Below are 21,788 nucleotides of genomic sequence, written 5' to 3'. Positions count from 1 at the left end.
TTTTATTGGATTACCAGGGAATTTTTGGAAACGTCAGGTTGCTGACCTCCGCGTAAAATTGAATTACCATGAAACTTTTCCGTTTTCTCAACCGACAGTCCGCTTTCAAAATCAGAAACATCGATCTGGCCGCTTTTTCCAAATGCATCGATTGCATTCTGGTAGGTGACCAAACGAATGGCTTCGTCTGAAATTCCTCTCATTTTCATAAGCGCAGCAGTTTTGGGTAGAGCCAGCGGATCAGAAATCCCCCAGTCGGCGGCAGAATTTACCATAATGCGCTCAGGTCCATATTGTTCAACGACTTTTACCATCCTTTCATTACCCATTTTTGTAAAAGGATAAATCGTGAAGGCAGCATAAAAGCCCTGATCCAAGACACTTTTTACTGTTTCTTCATTATTATGGTCAATTGTTACCCAGGAAGGATCGAGTCCATGTTCCAGCGCAATTGCCATACTTCGCTCAGTTCCACGCTTTTTGTCGCGGTGCGGCGTATGGACCTGGACTGGTAGTTTTGCCTCTTTTGCCAATTCAAGCTGCAAGCGATAATATTTTTCTTCGGCCGCCGTCTGATCGTCGAAACCGATTTCTCCGATACCCACAACGCCTTCTTTGTAAATATATAAAGGCAGGATTTCCATCACCTGCTCAGCCAGCGGCTCATTATTTGCCTCACGGGAATTCAGTCCCATCGTGCAGTAATGTTTTATACCAAACTGAGAAGAACGGAAACGCTCCCACCCTACCAGACTGCTGTAATAATCTTTAAAACTCGAAAGTCCTGTACGCGGCTGACCTACCCAAAATGAAGGCTCGATCAAAGCAACAATACCAGCTTTTCGCATCGCCTGATAATCGTCGGTCGTACGCGAAACCATGTGGATATGCGGGTCAAAAAAACGCATTCCCTGGATCAGTTCATTATATTCGCTCAACGCCATTTCCACATGAGCAGGAGAATTTGCCAGTCCATCGCCTTCCTCGAAATGTGACGGGTTCGGCGCGCTACTATCTTTGCAATGTTGGCACATAGGTATTTAAGTCTGTAAATTCTAGATTGGACCAGGTTAGAACCCCTTCATTAATTGATTTTTCAAATTCGGGATACGTCGATAATAAAGCTTTTGCGGGAGCATATTCGGAATCAGCACAAGCCAACGCCGCCGCTTCCTGATTTTCCGGCTGACCCGAAGCAAATAAATACTTCATGTCAGATAAAAGTGGCTCATTCATAAATTTACTTACCAGACGCCACACATTCGGAGCCACGGAACGACCAGCTGCCCAGCGTTCATGCGCGAAATCAGAAAGAATCAATGCCAGATTTTCGTTTTCTCGTTCTTCCAGTCCTGTTATAAAATGTACAGGTTTGTCGTTAAAAATAGTTTTCAGCACAAGCTGGTTCCAAGCCAGTTCGCTGAAATAGTTAGAGGGATAAGGATTGTGCAAAGCGATTGCATCAAAGACAAAACCCATATTGGAACGAACTGCATCGGTGGCGCGGAAAAGCCATCGTTCGGGATAAGACAAAACCGGCAACGCAGAATAAAGCGCAACCAGCTCATTCATTTCCGCCGTGTCAAAAAGCGTTTCTATATTTTTGATAAAAACATTTTTATCGGAATCATCAAGTTGAGTCAAAAGCCAGACACGAGCGGTGCGAACAAGGCTCCAACCGGTTATTGAGAAACCAGAAAGTGCCTCCATCAGCTTTTTTTCCTGTTCCTGACTAACGCTTACAATTTTTTTAGTTAAAAACCTGGGCGAAGCGACAAAGGCAGTCATTAGCTCGATGGCCGATGCACTTCCCTTTTCTATCAACCAACCGGATTCGGTTTCCGAAGTATTCAGGCTAATAACTTCCCAGAGCGTTGTCTTAATAATATCAGACATATAAAATAAATTTCATTTAGGACATCACTGTCCTAAACTTTTAAGAAAATGGGTTATGGTTCAATCTTAACTAAAACACTAAATTATGAACACTGGTTTACTGATAACGTTATTTATTTCCTGATTTGTGTCAGTTTAGGCACTGACGCGAGAAATCTAAGGAAAAAATAATTTCCAATTGTATCTAATAGTTACTAAAAATCGAATTCTGTAATTTCATTGTCATCTAAAAGATATTCTGTCAGCTCTTCATGTGTTTGAAGCGAGCCCTGCAAAAGCCAGCTTCCGGTTATATAATTGCCAGACCGGTTTTGTTCCGCCCCGAGTATTGTCATTCCAAAACGTTTGAAAACAGCTTCATAATCTTTCAGCGTTTTTTTCTGGTATACACACTTTAACCGATAACTTTTGATCTGGTTTTTATTCCTGATCCATTTTTGAAAAGGCGTTAAAATTACCAAAGACATTCCTGAGATCACAAAAGAATATAGCGCGATTACATAATAACCGGCACCAATCGCCATACCCAAAGCAGCAGTTACCCAAACGATGGCCGCGGTCGTAATACCCACCACGCGATTATTTTCCCGAAAAATTATTCCTGCGCCAATAAAACCGATACCCGTTACAATATTCGCAGCAATTCGTCCGGCATCTCCGCTAATTTGAATGGATATTAGTGTAAAAACGGTGGAACCGACGGCAATTAAAATCATGGTCCTCAGCCCGGCCGACTTACTTCTATATTCTCTTTCAGCACCGATTATAGCGCCTAACAAAAATGAAAAAAGTAATTTGTAAAGGTCCTCGGTAAAAAAATCCATTTGATTGTGTATCGTCCATTTATATGATCGAAAGCCGGAAGCTTTTAAAATCTTCCGGCTTTCGGGGTATCAAATATAACTATTCTTATGAATTCATTAATTCTTCAATTTCCTCCGCCTCAATTGGGATATGAGCCATTAGATCAATATTGCCGTCAGCGGTGATAAGAATATTATTTTCCAATCGTATACCCAGACCTTCTTCTTTGATATAAATACCTGGCTCACAAGTAAATACCATACCCGGTTCGAATCGACGATATTTATTTCCTACATCATGAATATCAAGTCCCAGAAAGTGGGAATTGCCGTGTGGGAAATATTTTTTATAAGCCGGCCATTCCGGATCCTGCGTTTCAATATCGTGTTTTGTGATCAACCCTAAACCAAGCAGCTCGCTTTCCATGATTTTCCCGACTTCCACATGGTATTCATCCCAAAGTCCACCTGTTACGAGCATCGCTTTTGACGCTTTGAAAACTCGTAAAACAGCATCATAAACATCACGCTGACGTTTTGTAAACCGACCATTCACAGGAATACTTCTCGACAGATCGGAACCATAATTGGCATATTCGGCAGCAACATCCAACAATATCACATCGCCGTCTTTGCAAGGTTTGTCATTTTGGACATAATGCAAAACACAGGCATTTGCGCCGGCTGCAATAATCGGCTGATAGGCAAATCCTTTGGAGCGATTTCTTATAAATTCATGCAGCAATTCCGCCTCGATTTCAAATTCTTCAACACCAGGTTTTACAAATTTCAGCAATCTTTCAAAACCCAATTTTGTGATATCACATGCTTTTTGCATCAATGCAATTTCCTGCGGCTGTTTGATGGCGCGCAGCTGATGCATCAAAGGCGCCAGCCGAACGAGCTGATGCAAGGGATATTTTTCTTTAAACTCATACACAAAACGCCCGTCACGGGTTAATACCGGCGAGTCGTTGCGGGTATGCTCGTTAGCGTTCAGGTATACATTTTCAGCTTCGTAAACGATGTTCCGGAAAACGGTTTCATATTGATGTGTCCAGAAAATAGTTTTGATTCCGGATACCTCACGTGCTTGCTCTTTGGTTAACTTTTCGCCTTCCCAAACCGCAATCAGTTCATTGGTTTCGCGGACAAACAAAACTTCCCTGAATTTTTCGTCAGGATGTTCCGGAAAAACAAGCAGAATTGTCTCTTCCTGATCAACTCCCGTAAGATAAAAAAGATCCGTATTCTGACGAAAACCCATCGAACCATCTGCATTTGTTGGCATGATATCATTCGAATTCAAAATGGCCAACGATTTTGGTTTCAACAAACCGGAAAGTCTTCGACGATTTTCTATGAAAAGGTTTTTATCTATGGACGAATAACGCATAAACTCTAAATTTTTGTAACTGGTAATTTAATTTGTAAAATTACGTTTTACTTCTTAATTTAAATAGAAGAAAAGTAAAGTGACGCTGCTCAGATCTTTACTGAATGTGACTTCAATATTCGGTTACATATATTGCGAAAGACAACAACCTAACAACTTAAATAGTACATGAAGAGATTATTTTTACTGGCGTTATTATGTATTCCCGGACTGCTTTCTGCACAGCCAAAATACTGGATCTACTTAAAAGACAAAAACTTAACTGACGCCCCCGCAGTTTCAAAGGCGACGCTTGAAAACCGACAGAAATTCGGCAATGCCTTATCTGATGAAACCGACCTTCCTATCCGTGATGCATATCAAAAAATATTGAAGGAAAATGCTGTCAATATTGTCAACCGTTCGAAGTGGCTAAATGCGGTTTCTGCGGTTTTGACTTACGATCAGGCAGAAAAAGTTCGCCAATTGGGATTTGTAAAAGAAGTCATTCCGATGACCTCAGGTTTTTATATCGCACAAACGCAGCCGGTTGAAAAAGCGCAAATGGCCCAGGTGATGTCGCAGGTGCAGGCCGACGCTTTTCAAAAGGCGGGAATTAATGGAAAAGATGTTACGATTGGCGTGATTGATGCCGGTTTTTATGGCGCCGATTCTTCGCTTGCCTTGCAGCATATTTTTAAAAATAAAAGAATTTTAGGTATCCATGATTACGTGAAACCGGGAAGATCCGGTGAGTTACTTTTTAGTACTGCCGAGTCATTTTCCGATATGCACGGAACGGAGGTGTTAGCTGCAATTTCAGGAATTGACAATCAGGAACAAATGCAATACGGGCTTGCGCTAAATGCTAAATTCTATCTGGCACGTACCGATTATTCCCTGCGTGAATGGCGTGGTGAGGAAGATAACTGGATCGCAGCTATCGAATGGATGGACAGCCTTGGTGTTCGGCTGATCAATACTTCGCTGGGTTATGCCAAAGGATTTTCTGATCCGAAAGAAAACTATAAACCATCTCAGATGGATGGAAAAACGAGTGCGATCACACGTGCCGCACAGATCGCTTCTGACAAAAAAGGAATGATGATCGTGGTCTCTGCCGGAAACGAAGGCGAAGATAAAAGCTGGGAAATTATCTCGGCTCCTGCGGATGCGAAAGGTGTATTATCAATAGGCGCCACCAACGCAAAACTTTGGAACCGAATTGGATACAGCAGCGTAGGCCCCGAATTTTTGGAATATGTAAAGCCAAATGTTTCCTGTTATTCTCTATACGGAACTTCGCTTTCTGCACCTGTAATCACCGGTTTTGCGGCATGTCTGATTCAGGCAAATCCGAAATTAACCAACAAGGAATTGATTGATCTGATCGAAAAATCGGCACACCTATATCCTTATGGAAATAACTTTGTGGGTTACGGCGTACCGCTGGCTTCCCGTGCACTGGCGCTTGCAAAAGCGCCGTATTTGCCTAATCATTCAAAACTTATCAATGCAAAAGGACGGACTTGTGAGGTGGATGTGACGACAGACGAAAACCTCGTTGCTATTTACCGCAAGAAAAATAATAAGGACGTAATGTCCCAGCAAACAGCGAAAGTTCAAAATGGAAAAATTTCACTAAAACGCCAGAATGGTGAGCATTTCACAACGATTGATTTGAAAGATTACGCGGTGGAAGTTCAGTGGAATTAGCTGTTGGCTGTCAATTTTTAGCTTTTAGCCACTAGTCCGCTGAGAGACATTTCTACAATAAGAAAACTCGTTCGATTGTTTAGAACGAGTTTTCTTATTTTTCAGGGTGAATCGCGCAGTCGGGCTTCTTCGAAATCCAGCTCTCGTTCTCTGGCTTTTAATATTTCATCGGAATAAATTCTTTCTCTTCTTAATTTTTGAAGTTCATCTCTTTTTATCGCTACAATTTCTACCAGCATCGTTCGGTATTTTGGTAAAAAATCAGCTGTGGAGCTTTTGTTCTCCTTTTCCACCAATCGATTATTTGCATTTTCAATCATGCGCTCATACCGATCTTTCAACCGGCTAAATGCCTCTATCATCTGAACATCTTCACCGTAAGATGACTGCATATGACTCAAACTGGCTGTCGCCAGGCGCAGACGCACCGCAATTTCCTGCTCTTCCTCGTTACCTCCATCATCTTTGATATTCAACCATTTGATCAGATAAGGAAGACTCAATCCCTGCAAAACCAACGTAAAAAGAATTACGATAAAAGTGATGAACAGCATCAAATTCCGCTGAGGAAAAGCCTCTGTGCCATTTGCAAGCGTCAACGGAACAGCCAATCCGGAAGCCAAAGATACTACGCCGCGCATACCGCTCCAGGCAACAACAAAGACGGTTGGCCATGATGGCTTAGGCTCAGTTTCCCTGATTTTTTTACTTAAAATCCGAGGCAAATAAGTACTTGGAAAAACCCATATGATTCGGATAACGATGGTGACAATACTAATAACGACGGCATAAAATACAGCTTCTCCAATGGAGTTGTTACCGAGACCTTCAATAATGTCAGGCAGCTGCAACCCGATCATGATAAACACTATACCATTCAACAAAAACACAACTGTTTCCCACACGTATTGCGACTGCATCCGGGAATTATATGAAAATATTTCATTTGATCTGTAACTGAGAAATAAACCGCCGCTTACGGTTGCAAGAACGCCAGAAAAGTGAAAATGTTCAGCACCAATATACATCAGATATGGAGCAATTAAAGTCAGTGCTGTGTCAATGCTTGATGTTGTGGGAAATAATTTGTGGACCAGGTAAAGCATATACCCGATGGAAACGCCAATGACAATTCCCATAATGGCAACGACAAAAAAGTCTATTCCAGCCTTCCAAAAAATAAACTGACCAGTCAATACCGTTGCTAACGCAACACGGAAAACAATCAGGGAAGATGCGTCATTTACGAGACTTTCCCCTTCCAGAATCGTGACTACCCGTCTTGGAATTTTTAATCCCTGAAGAACAGAGGTTGCGGCCACAGCATCCGGAGGCGAAATTATTCCTCCTAAAACAAAACCCATCGCCAGCGTAAAATCCGGGATCATGGCATTGGACAGATACGCTACCGTAGTTGCTGTAAATACAACCAGACCAATTGCCAAAAGGCCGATCGGTCTTTTAAAATACCAAAAATCTTTCCAGGAAGTATTCCAGGCGGCAGAATAAAGAAGCGGAGGTAAAAATAACAAAAAGACCCAGTCTGGTTCCAGTGATATATGAGGAATTCCGGGAATGAAACTAATAAGCAAACCGGCGATAACAAGAAATATCGGGTAGGAAATCCGTAGTTTTTCACTCAACATAGTGAGCATCGAAACACCAAATAATAAAGAAATAACAAGTAATAAGTTATCCTGTACAGAATCCTGAGCCATAAGCCAAATGGACATTTTAACCAAAGTTGTGACGAATTAATAAGAAAGGAGTCTGTAATATTACGGAATTTTAAGCGTTTCAAAACGATTTGCAATGGTACTAAATTTGGAGCTGAACCATTAAACCTGATGATTTTTAAAATTAATTAGCAAAACAATTGATAGATTTATTTAACTTTAAATCTTTGCATGGAATATTAAAAGCAGTGTGACTGCTCCAAGATCTTATGTAACAATATTATCAAACCTAATCCCTTATAGAATATGAATGCTTCCCGTAGAGATGTTTTAAAAATGGCTGGCGTCGCAATAGCGGGCAGTGCTTTGCCAACGATTACCATCCTCAACCCCAACAAAGCTTTCGCTGGCGATATCAACGCTGATACGCTAAAAATAGGCCTGATCGGTTGTGGCGGACGTGGATCAGGAGCTGCCAATCAAGCTTTAAAAGCAGACCCAAACGTCGTTTTACATGCGATGGGTGACATATTCCCTGATAAATTACAATCGTCACTTGAAAACCTAACGAAAGTACATGGTGCAAAAGTAAAGGTAGACGATGGTCATAAATTTGTGGGTTTTGACGCATACAAAAAAGTTCTTGAATCGGGTGTTGATGTGGTAATTCTTGCTACACCTCCACATTTCCGTCCTGAACATTTAACAGCTGCGATCACCGCCGGAAAACATGTTTTCTGCGAAAAACCAGTTGCGGTTGATGCGCCCGGCGTTCGTAAAGTTTTAGACGCAGCGAAATTGGCAAAACAGAAAAATCTTTCCTTAATGTCCGGTTTCTGCTGGAGATATCATGAGCCAAAACGGGCGAGTTTTGGGAAAATCCTTGACGGTGCGGTTGGTGATATTTCGGCAATTTATAATACTTATGATACGGGTACACTGTGGTCTTTCCCACGCGTACAGGGTTGGACGGATGCACAATACGTATTGCGTAACTGGACTTATTATACGTGGCTTGCTGGTGACCATATCGTGGAACAGGCTGTGCACAGCATTGACATGATGTCTTGGGCGATGGGTGGAAAATTACCGATTTCAGCAACCGGAACTGGTGGACGCCAGGTTAGAACGGAAGAACTTTTTGGTAATATATTCGACCACTTCGCGGTGACTTATGAATATGAAAACGGCGTAAAAGGCTTCCACCATTCAAGACAGCAGGCAAATTGTGAAAACAGTTACCTTGTAGAAACGATCGGAACAAAAGGAAGAGCAATGGTAAACTGCGCACGCAACGTTCACGAAATTTACGGTCAGAATCCATGGAAATATGAAGGAAAACAAAATGACATGTACCAAACGGAACATGACGAATTGTTTGCCTCAATCCGCAAAGGAACTCCTTTGAATGATGGCGAATTTATGGCGCAAAGTACGCTTTTGGCTATCATGGGAAGAATGGCTGCATATACCGGAAAGCGCGTAACCTGGGAAGAAGCTATGAATTCAACGGAAAAACTGGGTCCTCAGAGCTCAGCTGATTTCAGCTTTGATATGAAGCCTCCTGTTGTTGAAGTTGCCAGACCTGGTATCACGTCATTCTCGTAAATTGACTATGCAGAGAAGAGAATTTCTGAAAAATACTGCATTTGCAACAGTTGCAACCACCGGTGCGGTTATGGGAATTGGCTCGTTAACCGATGTCATTGCCGCACCGGCCGCAAACCTGGCCAGACCCATGATCAAGAAAAGCTTGAAATGGGGAATGGTGAAGGAAAATTTGTCTGTTATGGACAAATTTAAAATGTTGAAAGATATTGGTTACGACGGTGTTGAACTGGACTCGCCGGATAATCTTGATATGAAGGAAGTGCTCGCGGCACGGGACAAGACAGGCCTGGAACTTCCTGGAACTGTTAACTCTATGCACTGGAAACTTCCATTATCAGATCCGGATCCAAAAAAACGCGAAGAATGTGTAAAATCCATTGAGAAAGCACTTTGGGATACAAAACAATATGGCGGAACTACGGTTCTGGTAGTTCCGGGTGTCGTCAACGCGACCGTTACTTATGCTGAGGCTTATGAAAGGTCCAGGGCTGAACTCGCGAAACTGTTGCCGATTGCTGAAAAGACCGGTGTAAAAATCGCACTGGAAAATGTCTGGAACCAGTTTTTGATCAGTCCTATCGAAGCGGCTAAGTATGTTGATGATTTCAAAAATCCGATGATTGGCTGGTATTTTGATGTCGGTAATGTCCTTCGTTATGGCTGGCCGGTCTCCTGGATTGAAGTGCTGGATAAGCGGATCCTGAAACTGGATCTTAAAGAATTCAGTTTTAAAAAACAGAATGATCTTGGACTTTGGAAAGGATTTGACGTCGAATTTTTTGAAGGCGATTGTAATTGGCCGGAAGTAAATAAAGCACTGCAAAAAATAGGTTATTCAGGCTGGGCATCTGCGGAAGTTTCCGGCGGTGATCGCAAAAGATTACAGACTATCAAAGATTTCATGGATAAGATTTTCGCAGCATAACTCTATTTAACAATGGCAAAAGAAACCCTGGGAGCTAATTCCGGGGTTTCTTTTTATAATTTATAGAAAAAATTTATATACATCTGTCACATAATGGATGGTTTTTGTAGATACATTTCTGTCAAATTGGTGTTCATAAATAATTAGATTTGTGAATATTAAGTATACACACACTCTTCATGAACATACTAATTATTGAGGACCATCCCTTAATAAGGCTGGGACTGCGACAACTGATTGCCGACTCTGATCCAAAAGCAACAATTTCACAAGCGGATAATTTCCCCGCTGGATTATCCTTGCTGGAAAGCGAAAAATTTGATCTACTCATTCTTGATATTGATGTTCCGGGTGGAGAAAATATCCGGATGATGGAAATTGTCAGAAAACGGCAGCCAGAAATACTTATTCTCATTCATTCCGGATATGATGAAGATGTTTATGCACTGCCGTATATGCAGGCAGGTGCTGATGGCTTTCTATCTAAATCGTCTTCGCATGAAGAATTTCAGTTGGCTTACAAAGCTCTGATTAACCGCGGAAAATATGTGAGTTACCATATACAGCAAACCCTGCTTAATAACCTCGGCGACGCTTCTTCAAAAAAACTCCAAAATCCGATAATGACCCTGTCGCCAAGGGAAATGGTGGTTATGCAGCTTCTGACAGAAGGAAAGTGGACCAAAGAAATCGCGCTGATATTGAAGGTGAAGGAAAATACGGTAAGTACTTATAAACGTAGAATCTTTGATAAACTCGAAGTCGCTGATGAAATTGAGCTATCAAAAAAGGTTTCTCTTCTGAAAAATTTTTAACTACCGGCAAAGAAAAATATTAAATGTCAAAATTAAAGTTTCTCTACAAGCAGAAATCAATTATGATAGAGATATATCTACATAAATGTTCCTGTATCTCGACAAATGCTTCCAAAAATGTCCGTTAGATTTGATAGAAAATTTAACATATCAAACACATACCGGACACACTTATGGATGAACAACTCTAACATTTTTAGGACCAATCTGACTTATTTCTCAGCGCTACTTCTCCTTCCCAGCTATGCCCTAAATCAAGCAAAAATCTTTGATTTTGGGCTGGTTATCATGATTACTCAATCGATTTATTAATACGGGAAACTTTCCGGTATTACCGAAAAACTTCGCTTAAAAAAGGTCGTTACTTTTTAATGCCGTTTGGATTTGTCTCGAAAGATTCAAATCCATTCTGAATAATCATTTATCAGCATCTTAAAATCGAAAATCATGACAAGAATATTGCTTTTTATCAAAAACGACTTTTTCCGTCTTGGCATAACTGCTTCGATTCAGGAAAATGTCAGCGACGCATCAATTGAAGAAACCGATAATTGGGAAAACGCTCAGGCAGCGCTAAAAAAGTCTTATTACGACATTCTGATTATGGACATTCGTTTATCTAACTTATCAAACCTACAAAGCTTCGACAGCATCAGACGTATACAGCCAAATATAAAGATCCTGGTGATGGGCGAAGAAAACGAAAAGGTATGGGCAATCCCATATCTGAAGAAAGGCGTTGACGGCATTTGTCTAAAAACGATGACGAAATATGAGTTTCAATCCGCACTCAGTACAGTTATCAAGGGGAAGAAATATATTTTTGACGGCATAACAGATTTTCTGCTGGAAGGATTAATGGATCAAAATCTGATGACTTTGCTTTCTACAAGAGAATCGGAAATTCTGCAATTTCTTTTGAAAGGATCGCGGACAGCGGAAATAGCCAAAGAACTCAAATTGGCTCCTTCAACAATCAGCACGATGAAATTCAAAATTTACCGAAAAATGCAGGTTAAAAATGTAGTAGACCTGGTCAATAAGGTTGAATCTTACCAATCAAGAGCATAAGTGACTAAATCTGTCTAGATACCCTTCATGCCCAAATTATTCCGAAGTTGCCTCAGTCAATAGGGGCAACTTCGTTTTTTTTAACTTGAATCTGACCGCAACTTAGTGTAAGAAAAATGTTACAATGCCGACCAGGATCAAAATAATGCCTGTGATACGTTTTTCATTATGTTCAATAAAATCTGTATCAACCAAATGAATTCCTTTGAAGGCCAACATAACCAAACTGACAATTCCGACGATACTAGTCACCGCGTAAACCAGGGCCAAGAGTAATACATTTTTCACCCCAAATGCACCGGCAGAAAGAAATAAACTTTCTACTTCCAGACAGGGCGATAAAAACATCATCATGACAAAAACAAAGATCCACCTCGATTTTGATTTTTTGTAATTGTTTACGTCTTCCTGAGCTCCGTGATGATGGTGTGGCAGGTTCACGGAAAAATAGATTAATCCAAAAATAATTAGCAGAACCGGAGCGATAATATCAACGAATCCGCTGTACTGGCTGGCAATTCTTGTTCCTATAATACCGAGAATTATGCCCAGAGCCACTGTACCAGCGACATGCGCCAACGCAATAATAAACCCAACACTTAACAATTCAGTTTTTTCCCATTTTTCAGCTTTCGCCACAGCCACCAGTGGCAGCCAGTGGTTAGGAATCAGGGCATGCACTAATCCTAACAATATCGTAGCAGTGATTATACTATACATTTTTTCTATCTCAAATAAGCAATCTTGGAATTTTATTAATGTTCATGCCCGCCTCCGCCTTCACTTTTCAGCAAATGGCTTTGGATATAATATGAGCCTTCCAGAACAATTTTTGCATCTTTATTTAATGTTTGGAGCGGCGTTACCTGGATATATCCTAATTGTGCGGTCCCGGATTTCACTTCGATGCGTTGAAAATGATACAACTTTTTCGAGCCTTTCGACTCAGCATTTTCACCGGTTTTATTACTCACGTCATGAATTTCTTCCAAAATAAATATGAATTCCCTGCCGTCTGCCTTTACAACAGCATCGACAGGTAAAGCGTTTACTTCATTTTTCCCGATGTCGATCAACGCGTTTACGTACATACCCGGGATGAGGATCTGTTTGTCATTCAGAATGTCTGCATGGACAGCAACTGATTTTGTTTCATTTTCAAAGGCTTTTCCAACGCTGAAAATTTTTCCCTGAATCTCGGAATTATCCTGATTGGTTAATACAAAACGAACAGTCTGGTTAGGTTTCACTTTTTGCAAATCCTTTTCATAAACCAACAGATCGACGTGCATTTTACTATTATCCACAATACTGAACAGCGGATTGCCGGGCTGAACGTTGCTGCCAATTTTGATATTTACCTCTGTGATATAGCCGGAAATTGGAGCGGTAACTGCCACTGTTGACGAAATATTTCCAACGCCATCACTTGCCAGATGCAGCATATTCAACTGTTTTTTCAGAGAATTGTATCTCACTTTTTCATTTTCGAAATCCGATTTTGTTTTTTGAAAGGCTTTTTTGGCATTCACATTTTCTTCTGACAGTGTTTTTTGTCTCTCAAACTCAGCTGCTAAATATTCAAGATTACTTTCCGACGTCAAATAAGCCTCCTGAAGTTTTGGAAATTCAGGACTTTCCAGCGTCGCAATCGTTTCGCCAGCTTTTACGCGCTGGCCTTCAATCACTTTAATTGATTTGATTATTCCGGGCATGAATACGGAAACGTCAGCCTGGTTCTGCGGCGGAAGTTTGGTATACCCATTCGCATTGATCACTTCACTCAGGTTTTTCTTTTCAAAATTTCCGAGAACAATATCTGAAGCACTGTACTGCGCTTCGTTTAGCTCAACTTCCTTATTTTCAGGCTCTTGATGTGCGGCCTGCTCTTCTACATGCGTCTGTTGATCGTCATGCTCCCTGACCTCGTCAGAAGTTTTTTTGCAGGAATAAATACTGATAAAAAATATCAGCATTAGCCATCCGTATATGTTTGATCTTAATTTCATTTCTTCCGATTATTGATTTAATAAGTACTGTATCCCGACGTAAACCTGATTGAAATCAGCAATAGCCCGCAGATAATTTATTTCAATATCCAGTGCCGTTTGGTTTGCCTGAAGATATTCAACATAGGAGATTTCTCCGCTCCCATATCCCTTTTCCGCATTGACTGAAATTGTTCGTGCGTTCGGCAGCGCTGATATTTTGTAATAATCAATCAAAGACTGGTAGGTATATAGCTGGGTAAGCTGCTGCTGATATTGACTTTGCAACTGAGTATGTATATAGTCAACATTTTTCTGCTGCAACTGAATATTGGTTTCTGCAGCCTGAATTCTGGATTTATGACTTTTAGCAAAAACAGGAATCGAAATCCCAGCCTTGACCCCCTGAAAACGTGGCATTCCGTTGTAGCTGATATTCTGTCCATAGATATCCTGATTTCCCGTCAGCGACTGAATAAAATATCCGGCGGTAAAATCAGGCAGCAACATCGCTTTTTCCAGATTTTTGCTTGATTTCGCAATTTCAATTTGTTGCGCCGCATACAAAAAAGCAGGATTTTGCGTCATTGAGGTACTATCCAGGAGCTGGTTTATTGACTTAGGGATGAAGCCGGTATCACTCACGGAAAAGTCTGAATTCAAATTTAGCAGTACCCGGATTTTAGATTTCTCCACGTTGATCAAACTCGCATTTTGCTTGATCCGCTGTTGAATTTCCTGTTCTCTGGTTATGGCTGTTGTTTTCTCCAAAAGATTTGTCTCACCTGTCTGGAATCTCAAAGAAGCTGCTTTAACAAATTGCGTAAGTAATTGACCTTGCTTTTCAAGTGATTGATTCAGTTTATTGAGATAAATAACCGTATTCCAGTTTTGACGGATCATGTAAATAATCTCGCGCCTGGTCTGTTCCAATTTCAGCTGGCTGCTTTTCAGATTATTCTGTAAAACTTCCTTCCTGGCTCCATATACGAACGGATTAAACGTTTGCGAAATACCATAATTCTGATCAAAGGCTTTGGTATTATATTGTCCAAACATTCCCTCAATATTCGTTTTGGGAATATCGAAAGCAGTTCCGGTTAACTGAGACTGCATTTTTATTTCCAGCTCGCCAGCCGATAATTGCTGATTATTTTTAATTCCTATATCAATTGCTTCCTGTAAGTTCAATTTAGTAACAGGTTGCGCGTTAGCGAAAAACGTAATCAGTAAAAGAACGGCAGTCGCGATACCTGGCTTGATCAATTTTATGCTTTTCTCAAAATACCAATATAAAATCGGCAGCACGATAAGCGTCAGAAGCGTTGCACTGACAAGGCCACCGATCACAACCGTTGCGAGCGGTTTTTGAACTTCCGCCCCTGCACTTGTGCTTAACGCCATGGGTAAAAAACCGAGAGATGCCACTGCCGCAGTCATAATTACCGGACGAAGACGCACACGGGTACCCAGCAAGATTCGATCCATTAAATCCGTTTTACCCTCGGATTTTAATTGATTTAAATAACCGATAAGAACAATGCCATTCAGAACGGCGACACCGAATAAGGCAATAAAGCCAACGCCAGCCGAAATACTGAACGGCATATCCCGTATCCAAAGCGCAAAAACACCGCCAATCGCGGAAAACGGAATTGCTGAAAAAATGAGCAGCGATTGCTTGACTGACCGAAATGTAAAATATAACAGCACAAAAATCAGCAGCAGAGCCACCGGTACAGCAACTGCCAATCTTTGATTTGCCTTGACAAGATTTTCAAACTGACCTCCATAAGTCACATAGTATCCAGGCGGGAGTTTCAGTTTTGCATCCAGCTTTTTCTCAATTTCATCAATGACCGTTTTTACATCTCTGTTCCTTACATTAAAGCCAACCACAATCCGGCGTTTGCCATCCTCCCGACTGATCTGCATCGGACCGGGTTCGTAGTTGATATCCGCAACCTGTTCCAGCGGAATCTGACTTCCGGATGGCAGCGAAACAAAAAGTGTTTTTAGATTGGAAATATCCTGGCGACGATCGAGCGCGAGGCGAACAACCATGTCAAAACGTTTTTCGCCTTCGTAAACGACACCAGCCTTTTCACCGGCAAAACCTGTTCTGATCACTTTATTCAAGTCGCCAACATTCAACCCATATAACGCCAATTTGTCTTTGTTATACCGGACTGTGATCTGCGGTAATCCTGAAACGCGTTCGGCCTTGGCAGCCGTAACGCCATCTATTCCCCGGATTAATTGCAGGACATCGTCACCCGAGCTGACAAGCCTGTCGATATCTTCACCAAAAATCTTGATCGCTACATCACTCCGAACGCCGGTCATCAATTCATTAAAACGCATCTGAATTGGCTGGGAAAATTCTGTTGTAGCTCCGGGGATAGTTTCCAGCGCTTCCTCCATTTTCTCCATCAATTCTTCCTTGGTTTTAGCGGAAGTCCATTCACTTTTTTCTTTTAGAATAATAATTATATCGCTCGCTTCCATTGGCATCGGATCTGTCGGAATCTCCGCGCTGCCGATTTTTGTAACGATCATTTTAACTTCCGGAAACTTGGCTTTAAGAATTTGCTCCGCTTTTGTAGTCGCTTCAATTTCCTGTGAAAGTGAGCTTCCCGAAGCGATAATTAAATGCGTTGCGATATCGCCTTCGTCCAGGGTTGGAATAAATTCGTCGCCTAAGGAATTGAAAATCAATACCGCGACGAGCAATAAAACGACAGCGATTGAAACCACAATTCCTTTCATTTCCAGAGCACGTATCAAAACCGGCTGATATATATTTTGCAGCGCATTCATGATTTTATCGCTGATATTGATTTTGTGACCGGTCTGTTTTTTGAGAACCAGCGCGCTCATCATCGGAATATAGGTAAGTGATAAAATGAAGGCGCCCAGAATGGCAAACGATACCGTTTGTGCCATGGGACCAAACATTTTTCCTTCAATCCCGACCAGTGCCAAGATAGGCAGGTACACAATCAGGATAATAATTTCTCCGAAAGCGGCACTGCTCCGGATTTTTGCGGACGCTTCGTATACTTCCTCGTCCATCTGCGCGGTGGTGAGTTTCCCCCGGGTGCTTGTCTGCAAACGGTGAATTATTGACTCAACAATGATCACGGCTCCATCGACGATTAACCCAAAATCGATTGCTCCTAGTGACATCAGGTTACCAGAGACGCCAAATAAATGCATCATACTCACAGCAAATAATAAGGACAAAGGAATGACGGACGCGACGACCAATCCGGCACGAAGATTTCCGATGAGCAAAATCAGCACAAAAATCACGATCAGTGCTCCTTCCAGCAGGTTGCGTTCAACAGTTCCGATCGCCCGATTCACCAATTTCGTACGATCTACAAAAGCCTCTATGGATACACCCTTGGGCAAGGATTTCTTGATCTGCTCCATTTTGGCTTTCACTCTTGAAACAACTTCGGCGCTATTTTCACCTTTTAGCATCATTACCATTCCGCTGACCTCCTCCCCTTTTCCATCTTTGGTTACGGCACCATATCGAATACTACTGCCAATTTGGACAGTCGCTACGTCGCGGATAAGGATGGGAATGTCATTTTTTGTTTTGACAACAATCTTGTTAATCGCATCAATACCGTTGACCATACCAATTCCACGAATGAAATAGGCATAGGGTTTTTTGTCAATATAAGCGCCGCCAGTATTTTCATTGTTAAGCTCCAAAGCATCCAGAATCTCGGCAATGGTCGTATTCATCGCTTTCAGCTTGTCGGGTTCGATCGCGATTTCATACTGTTTGAGACTACCACCGAGCGTATTTACTTCTGCAATGCCCGGCGTACCGATCAGCTGCGGACGAATAATCCAGTCCTGAATTGTTCTTAAATCCGTGGCGGAAAACTCTTTTTCGTAACCTTTTTCAGGGAAAACAACGTACTGGTAAATTTCGCCAAGTCCGGTACTGATGGGAGCCAGTTCAGGGTTTCCAAGACCTTTTGGAATTGCATTTTCAGCTTCTTTCAGCCTCTCAGAAATTTGGGCGCGTGCCCAATAAATATCTGCATTTTCCTCAAAAACGACCGTAACAACACTTAAACCAAACCGGCTTATCGAGCGTAATTCAACGATTTTTGGGATTGATTTTACTGCCAGTTCAATCGGATAAGTAATAAATTGTTCGACTTCCTGCGTAGCCAGTGTCGGCGATGTGGTAATAATCTGTACCTGATTATTGGTGATATCAGGCAGCGCATCAATAGGCAGCTGGCTGAGCGAATAACTGCCAACGCCTATGAGTGCCAACATACACAAGCCAATAATGAACTTGTTATGTATACTGAAATGAATAATTTTATCTAACATGGAAATTTAATTGCCGAATAACGAATAGGGCAAAGTTTTGATAATGAGCCATAAATGGCTTAATACCTTAAAACTTCAACCAAAAAATAAGATGTTATTAAGCAATTTTTGGCGGCTGCCAGATCGAGAAAGAGATTTCCGAAAGGTCCAGAGTTTTGTAACCCGGAAACTTTAAAGAAGCAAAAATTATTTTAGGCGTATCAACAGCGGCGGCCGTATACTGAAAAACAGTCGATGCCGAGCAGCAGCTACATGTGCAAAAAGGAGTGCAGGCTTCGGTGGTATGCGTGTGATCTTTATGCTCCGAAGTTGCAGAAATTTCAGGCTCTGTTCCATCATTACACTCCCGAACGTCGCCACACGGAAAGCATGACAATGTCAGTATGTAAAAACACAATATGAGCTTGAATATTTTCATGAAGGGCAAAGATAAAGAATGAAGGCAGAAATTGGTTCTCGCATAGCAAAAATTATCGTTAGCAAAAATAAAACTGTTCGCTAGAATCCCAAACGTTGAAATTAACTTACAGTTTTGTTTAAATTCATGTGAAAAAATGAAATTAGTATGAACAACGAAACAAATAAGTTCTTCACACTTGATGACCTGAAGGACAAATATGTCGGAAAGCCTGGTTCCGCAGAAAGAGAAAACTATAAATATGAACTGAGAATGGATGTTTTGGGAAGAGTGATCAAAACGGTCAGGTTGGAACGAAAATTGAAAAAGCCTAATAACTTGTTTTGATTTCAATCAATAACCATAGTCGTTACAGACCTTGCCGGCAGCACAATCGTATCAGTTATTTTTTGTTCAGGATAAGGTTTTAGATTGTCGTTTTCAGCGGCGCTGGTAATATATTTTTTGATCTTACTCGCTTTCCCTGAGTTTTTCAAATCAAGCTTCACGGGCTTTTCAACGCCCGTATAATTTATTGCGACGACAACTACTTTACCTTTATCATCCGTATAAGCAGAAAACATCACATGCTGAGCAGCTTGTAAATCTGTCAGTTTATCGCTTCGTTCGGTATGGATACGTTGCATTCCGGGACGGATAAAACGGCTAAAATTCCCGAAAGACCACAAACCTTTCGTTTTAAAATATTCACCATCGGTATGTTTTTCATTCGGTTTTAAAGCAATCAGAAAATAACGTGTGTCAAAATCCGGACTGCCAGGTTCATAGGAATTCCATAATTGCCACGCCGAAGCATTACCTACAACCAGATCATTGTGGATCACTTTGGCTAAAAATAATGCACAATCAATTGCCGAACGTTTCCCTTTCGTACCTTCCCGAAAACCATCTGCCAGCATTGAATACTCCGTTTGCCAGAATTTGATATTATATTTCTGTGCCGTATCAGCAACACTTTTCCGAATCTGCACCAGACTGCTATCACCATTTTCTGTAAAATAACTATGTCCTCCGATGAAGTCAGACATATTTTTCAAGTTCCTGACTTCAAGTTTACTGTCTTTTCCAAAGAAGTTTTGAATCTGACGGTTTGCCATTCCTGAGCCGGCGTAGAGATAATTGAGCATACCAGCCTCCACCAGCATAATCTTTGATGTCAGTCTCTTGGAAGTCAACGCACTATCCAGCGCAGTGGTAACTTTATAAATTTCCTCATTTTTCCAGGGCGTTCCTTCCTGACTTGCCTGACCAGGCTTGTTAGACCAATCCCATTGCGGCTCATTCACGGGACTTATATAATTGAAATGCAGATTTTCAGCATCGAAATGTTTAATTACATCCGCAAGAAATCCGGCATAAGCACTGTACTTATCTGCTTTCAGATTTGATTTATAATCTTTCTCCGTTTTGAAACCATAACCGTTCTGTGTGAAATGAACAGGCGGAGTATTTGAAAATGCAATCAGGTTTTCAACGCCATACGACTTCGCTTTTTTGACAAACCAGACATAACCGGCCTGTTTGTTCCAGTCGTATGTTCCATCTGGATTTTGAAAACTTTCAACCCGTTTTCTGAAATCTTTGATACCACTGCTCTCGCCTTGTTCCGCAGTTCCGCCACCAATATTAAAGCGCCATGCCGACAAACCAATCCCTTTCGGATTTCCATTTTTGTCAAAAGATTTACTAAAAAGCCATTCTGCGATTTGTTCTTTTTTCTCTTCCGGCCAATACTTCCCGATACCTTCTGAAAACCAGCATCCAGCCGCTCCAAAATTTTCAATTAGCTGTGCTTTATTTTGACTATCGATGGTGAAAACAACTGGTTTTTCCTTCTTTGGCTGGGCAACAGATTTTTGAAAAATCCCAAAAGAACAAAAAATAAGCGCAATAGCTTTTATAGAAATCTGCATAAACGTTAAGTCAAAATCAAATTATTCAACAATATGCCCAACGAACTGAGCGGTATTGTCAAGAATTTTACCGCCTCGGCGAAAACCTAAACCACATGGTTCTCCTGCAAAAAAAACACCAGCCTGATATGAAAATCCTTCCGCATCCGTAGGGAATTCTACATATTCCTGATATATCTTTTTCTGTTCTTCATACTCACCATCCACTTTTTCAAGCACTTCGCCGCCTTTTTCCAAAATTGAAACATTGGCGCCCTCTCTTCCAAACAACACTTTACTGACCGATTTTTTATGCGTAATCGGATGTCGTTCTGTTTGAAGCAGAAGCGGATGGTATGGGTACAAATCCCACAAAACTTTCAGGATATATTTTGATTGAAAAAGTAAAGTATAAGCCGGATTTAAAACCACAGCTTTGCGATTCTTTATGATATCTGTCAAAGTTGTCGCAAGCTCTGGTTCTTCGCCTCCAATATATTCCCATGGAACAAGTTTAAACCAAAAATCAAACCGCGTAAACTCGCCATTACCGGACGGATCCTGTTTAAAAACCCCTTCATGAGAAAATTCTACTTCATCAACATAGGCAAAATCTGCATCAAAACCTGCTTCCTTTGCTGCTTCCGAAAGTATGTTCACATTGGTATCATCTTCCGGAAACCCGCGCATCGTCGAAAACAGAATTGACGCAGTCAGATCGTTATTGACGAGCTTGATATACTGGAATTGTTTTACAAGTGTTTCGTAAAGTGTATTAAATTGCTGCGAATCATCTTCGTTATTTGTTTTTAAGTGTGCCCATTGCACCACCGCAGTTTCGGGCAGACAAGTAGCAGTATCCGCGTTGAATTCAATCAATTTAACAGGTTGGCCATCAAACCCGCCAGCCAGATCGAAGCGTCCGTAAAGATGAACATTCTTGTCCTCCTGCCACGATAATTTTACAAGCTCAATAAGGTTTTCAGAAATCCCTATTTCTGAAAATAACTGATTATCAATCGCATACTGACCCGCTTCAACAAACATATCATAAAGTGTCGCAGCCGCTTCATAAAAAGCCGTAGCCGTTTCGTCATCCACGACAACAATATCTTTGACCAGATAAGGCGTCGTATCAGTTCCTAACATCCAGTTCCAGCCAAGTTTTTGCAGACCGCTTTCCGGGGTTTGCGGCAGGGATTTTAATTTTATCATAAGTATTTGAAAAGTGAAA

The 21,788-nt window shown here is 41.3% G+C and carries 17 protein-coding genes; 6 read left to right on the top strand and 11 right to left on the bottom strand.

Annotation, left to right across the window (positions count from 1 at the left end; all coding sequences use genetic code 11):
- Positions 1-2: 2 nt before the first annotated feature.
- The 4 genes from L0657_RS10995 to L0657_RS10980 all read right to left on the bottom strand — a co-directional run bounded on the left by L0657_RS10995 (position 3) and on the right by L0657_RS10980 (position 4,095).
- Positions 3-1,034 (bottom strand): TatD family hydrolase, encoded by a 1,032-nt coding sequence (locus tag L0657_RS10995; protein WP_235150783.1) that lies wholly within the window; start codon positions 1,032-1,034, stop codon positions 3-5.
- The gene (locus L0657_RS10990) at positions 1,012-1,896 is read right to left on the bottom strand and encodes an EboA domain-containing protein (RefSeq protein WP_235150780.1); all 885 of its coding nucleotides are present in this window, start codon (positions 1,894-1,896) and stop codon (positions 1,012-1,014) included. Before L0657_RS10990 ends, L0657_RS10995 begins: the two co-directional genes overlap by 23 nt.
- Before the next feature lie 194 nt (positions 1,897-2,090).
- Positions 2,091-2,720, bottom strand: a complete 630-nt coding sequence (locus L0657_RS10985; RefSeq protein ID WP_235150778.1) for an MgtC/SapB family protein — start codon at positions 2,718-2,720, stop codon at positions 2,091-2,093.
- Positions 2,721-2,805: 85 nt separating this feature from the next.
- A complete protein-coding gene (locus tag L0657_RS10980) occupies positions 2,806-4,095 on the bottom strand; it encodes an aminopeptidase P family protein (protein WP_235150776.1) in 1,290 nt (429 codons plus the stop codon).
- A gap of 168 nt (positions 4,096-4,263) precedes the next feature.
- Between L0657_RS10980 and L0657_RS10975 the strand changes: the two genes are divergently transcribed.
- Positions 4,264-5,790 (top strand): S8 family serine peptidase, encoded by a 1,527-nt coding sequence (locus tag L0657_RS10975; RefSeq protein WP_235150775.1) that lies wholly within the window; start codon positions 4,264-4,266, stop codon positions 5,788-5,790.
- 101 nt (positions 5,791-5,891) lie between these two features.
- Here L0657_RS10975 and L0657_RS10970 read toward each other — a convergent pair whose 3' ends face one another.
- Positions 5,892-7,523: a Na+/H+ antiporter gene (locus tag L0657_RS10970; RefSeq protein ID WP_235150773.1), complete on the bottom strand. Its 1,632-nt coding sequence runs from the start codon at positions 7,521-7,523 to the stop codon at positions 5,892-5,894.
- 279 nt (positions 7,524-7,802) lie between these two features.
- Here L0657_RS10970 and L0657_RS10965 point away from each other — a divergent pair, with 279 nt between their 5' ends.
- From L0657_RS10965 to L0657_RS10950, 4 genes are all read left to right on the top strand, one after another.
- Positions 7,803-9,074, top strand: a complete 1,272-nt coding sequence (locus L0657_RS10965) for a Gfo/Idh/MocA family protein (protein WP_409015053.1) — start codon at positions 7,803-7,805, stop codon at positions 9,072-9,074.
- Positions 9,075-9,081: 7 nt separating this feature from the next.
- Positions 9,082-10,002: a sugar phosphate isomerase/epimerase gene (locus tag L0657_RS10960; RefSeq protein ID WP_235150768.1), complete on the top strand. Its 921-nt coding sequence runs from the start codon at positions 9,082-9,084 to the stop codon at positions 10,000-10,002.
- Between the two features lie 179 nt (positions 10,003-10,181).
- Entirely contained in the window at positions 10,182-10,817 is a 636-nt protein-coding gene (locus tag L0657_RS10955; RefSeq protein WP_235150767.1) for a response regulator transcription factor, read from the top strand.
- 447 nt (positions 10,818-11,264) lie between these two features.
- A complete protein-coding gene (locus tag L0657_RS10950; RefSeq protein WP_235150764.1) occupies positions 11,265-11,888 on the top strand; it encodes a response regulator transcription factor in 624 nt (207 codons plus the stop codon).
- 102 nt (positions 11,889-11,990) lie between these two features.
- Here the strand turns inward: L0657_RS10950 and L0657_RS10945 are convergent, their stop codons facing one another.
- The 4 genes from L0657_RS10945 to L0657_RS10930 form a co-directional block, all read right to left on the bottom strand.
- The gene (locus L0657_RS10945; RefSeq protein WP_235150760.1) at positions 11,991-12,608 is read right to left on the bottom strand and encodes a hypothetical protein; all 618 of its coding nucleotides are present in this window, start codon (positions 12,606-12,608) and stop codon (positions 11,991-11,993) included.
- A 35-nt stretch (positions 12,609-12,643) separates the two neighbouring features.
- Positions 12,644-13,897: an efflux RND transporter periplasmic adaptor subunit gene (locus L0657_RS10940; protein WP_235150759.1), complete on the bottom strand. Its 1,254-nt coding sequence runs from the start codon at positions 13,895-13,897 to the stop codon at positions 12,644-12,646.
- Between the two features lie 9 nt (positions 13,898-13,906).
- Complete coding sequence (locus tag L0657_RS10935; RefSeq protein ID WP_235150756.1) at positions 13,907-18,244, bottom strand: CusA/CzcA family heavy metal efflux RND transporter; 4,338 nt, start codon at positions 18,242-18,244, stop codon at positions 13,907-13,909.
- 97 nt (positions 18,245-18,341) lie between these two features.
- The gene (locus L0657_RS10930; protein ID WP_235150754.1) at positions 18,342-18,662 is read right to left on the bottom strand and encodes a DUF6660 family protein; all 321 of its coding nucleotides are present in this window, start codon (positions 18,660-18,662) and stop codon (positions 18,342-18,344) included.
- A gap of 147 nt (positions 18,663-18,809) precedes the next feature.
- Here L0657_RS10930 and L0657_RS10925 point away from each other — a divergent pair, with 147 nt between their 5' ends.
- Positions 18,810-18,989 carry a hypothetical protein gene (locus L0657_RS10925; protein WP_235150752.1) on the top strand — a complete coding sequence of 60 codons (180 nt, stop codon included), beginning with the start codon at positions 18,810-18,812 and terminating at the stop codon, positions 18,987-18,989.
- Between the two features lie 2 nt (positions 18,990-18,991).
- Here L0657_RS10925 and L0657_RS10920 read toward each other — a convergent pair whose 3' ends face one another.
- Both L0657_RS10920 and L0657_RS10915 read right to left on the bottom strand, forming a co-directional pair.
- Entirely contained in the window at positions 18,992-20,575 is a 1,584-nt protein-coding gene (locus L0657_RS10920; protein WP_235150750.1) for a glycoside hydrolase, read from the bottom strand.
- A 21-nt stretch (positions 20,576-20,596) separates the two neighbouring features.
- Positions 20,597-21,769, bottom strand: a complete 1,173-nt coding sequence (locus L0657_RS10915; protein WP_235150748.1) for a glutathionylspermidine synthase family protein — start codon at positions 21,767-21,769, stop codon at positions 20,597-20,599.
- Between the last annotated feature and the right edge of the window lie 19 nt (positions 21,770-21,788).

The sequence above is a fragment of the Dyadobacter sp. CY345 genome (assembly GCF_021502725.1).
Classification (GTDB): Bacteria; Bacteroidota; Bacteroidia; order Cytophagales; family Spirosomataceae; genus Dyadobacter.
The sequence above is the reverse complement of the archived record's forward strand: the minus strand, read 5'-3'. Positions and strand labels throughout refer to the sequence as shown.

What these genes read in the sequence shown, in the direction of transcription:
- L0657_RS10935 (WP_235150756.1), bottom strand. Translation starts at nt 18,244, where the DNA reads ATGTTAGATAAAATTATTCATTTCAGTATACATAACAAGTTCATTATT.
- L0657_RS10940 (WP_235150759.1), bottom strand. Translation starts at nt 13,897, where the DNA reads ATGAAATTAAGATCAAACATATACGGATGGCTAATGCTGATATTTTTT.
- L0657_RS10965 (WP_409015053.1), top strand. Translation starts at nt 7,803, where the DNA reads ATGGCTGGCGTCGCAATAGCGGGCAGTGCTTTGCCAACGATTACCATC.
- L0657_RS10930 (WP_235150754.1), bottom strand. Translation starts at nt 18,662, where the DNA reads ATGAAAATATTCAAGCTCATATTGTGTTTTTACATACTGACATTGTCA.
- L0657_RS10955 (WP_235150767.1), top strand. Translation starts at nt 10,182, where the DNA reads ATGAACATACTAATTATTGAGGACCATCCCTTAATAAGGCTGGGACTG.
- L0657_RS10985 (WP_235150778.1), bottom strand. Translation starts at nt 2,720, where the DNA reads ATGGATTTTTTTACCGAGGACCTTTACAAATTACTTTTTTCATTTTTG.
- L0657_RS10960 (WP_235150768.1), top strand. Translation starts at nt 9,082, where the DNA reads ATGCAGAGAAGAGAATTTCTGAAAAATACTGCATTTGCAACAGTTGCA.
- L0657_RS10950 (WP_235150764.1), top strand. Translation starts at nt 11,265, where the DNA reads ATGACAAGAATATTGCTTTTTATCAAAAACGACTTTTTCCGTCTTGGC.
- L0657_RS10915 (WP_235150748.1), bottom strand. Translation starts at nt 21,769, where the DNA reads ATGATAAAATTAAAATCCCTGCCGCAAACCCCGGAAAGCGGTCTGCAA.
- L0657_RS10980 (WP_235150776.1), bottom strand. Translation starts at nt 4,095, where the DNA reads ATGCGTTATTCGTCCATAGATAAAAACCTTTTCATAGAAAATCGTCGA.
- L0657_RS10995 (WP_235150783.1), bottom strand. Translation starts at nt 1,034, where the DNA reads ATGTGCCAACATTGCAAAGATAGTAGCGCGCCGAACCCGTCACATTTC.
- L0657_RS10945 (WP_235150760.1), bottom strand. Translation starts at nt 12,608, where the DNA reads ATGTATAGTATAATCACTGCTACGATATTGTTAGGATTAGTGCATGCC.
- L0657_RS10990 (WP_235150780.1), bottom strand. Translation starts at nt 1,896, where the DNA reads ATGTCTGATATTATTAAGACAACGCTCTGGGAAGTTATTAGCCTGAAT.
- L0657_RS10925 (WP_235150752.1), top strand. Translation starts at nt 18,810, where the DNA reads ATGAACAACGAAACAAATAAGTTCTTCACACTTGATGACCTGAAGGAC.
- L0657_RS10970 (WP_235150773.1), bottom strand. Translation starts at nt 7,523, where the DNA reads ATGTCCATTTGGCTTATGGCTCAGGATTCTGTACAGGATAACTTATTA.
- L0657_RS10975 (WP_235150775.1), top strand. Translation starts at nt 4,264, where the DNA reads ATGAAGAGATTATTTTTACTGGCGTTATTATGTATTCCCGGACTGCTT.
- L0657_RS10920 (WP_235150750.1), bottom strand. Translation starts at nt 20,575, where the DNA reads ATGCAGATTTCTATAAAAGCTATTGCGCTTATTTTTTGTTCTTTTGGG.